This window comes from Synechococcus sp. R6-7, from assembly GCF_047461695.1.
Classification (GTDB): Bacteria; Cyanobacteriota; Cyanobacteriia; order Thermostichales; family Thermostichaceae; genus Thermostichus.
Window position 1 is genome coordinate 1 of the sequence record NZ_JANSHS010000125.1, and the last position, 857, is coordinate 857.

Annotated in this window: 2 protein-coding genes; one reads left to right on the plus strand and one right to left on the minus strand. The window is 50.5% G+C overall.

Annotation, left to right across the window (positions count from 1 at the left end; translation table 11 throughout):
- Window positions 1-74: 74 nt before the first annotated feature.
- Entirely contained in the window at window positions 75-515 is a 441-nt protein-coding gene (gene tnpA, locus NW815_RS04385; RefSeq protein WP_414389476.1) for an IS200/IS605-like element ISSoc10 family transposase, read from the minus strand.
- 57 nt (window positions 516-572) lie between these two features.
- Between tnpA and NW815_RS04390 the strand changes: the two genes are divergently transcribed.
- The coding region (locus NW815_RS04390; RefSeq protein ID WP_414389473.1) for a helix-turn-helix domain-containing protein at window positions 573-857 on the plus strand (285 nt) is incomplete at its 3' end.

Sequence of the window (857 nt, forward strand, 5' to 3'; positions counted from 1 at the left end):
GTTAGCTAAACCGCCGAGAAGCCCCGCCCTCTGTCCGTAGGACGTATGGCCTACGGCCCGCTGAAGCGAACGCGCTAGCGGCGCGGAGCGCTTGGGCCGGGATGAGAGGCGGGAGTACCTTGGCTTTCAATGTACTGGCTCAATGCCGAGACTGTTACCCCACCACATGAAGCGATGAAATAAGATTCATTCCACAGCACATTTTTCCGGTATATCTTGCTGATGTAATCCGCAAACTCGCTTCTCATCCTGCGACTAGAGACGGATTTGATGTTGTTTACCAATTTGGACAGATCCACTTGCGGGTAGTACTGGAACAGCAGATGAACATGGTCTGCCTCGCCGTTGAACTCAATAAGTTTGCAACCCCACTTTTGGCAAAGGTCATACATAACTTCATGTAATCGCTGCAGCATTTCGCTGGTAAATACCTTGCGACGGTACTTGGTGGTTAAGACCAAGTGTGCCTTCAAATCAGATACAGCTCTGCCGCTGGAAACAAAATCATGCTTCATGGTCGCTAATCCCTGCTGGCGCTATAATCAGTGTAGCGTTTTCTGAGTACGCTTAAGATGAGGACTGCCTATCAGTACCGCCTGCGGCCTACGCCCAGTCAAGTTGTCCTGATGGAGCAATGGCTGGAGCTGTTGCGCAAGCAGTACAACTATCGGTTGGCAGAGCGGCTTAACTGGTGGGAACAAAACCGCTGTGATATAAACGCCTGCCCCTTAATCTGTCATTTGCCTGAGCTGAAAGACAGGCCGGATGTCTACTCCCAAAAACGAGACTTGGTGAATACCAAAGCAAGGTTCCCCGAATACCAAGCAATCCATTCGCAAGTCCTGCAAAACTGCATA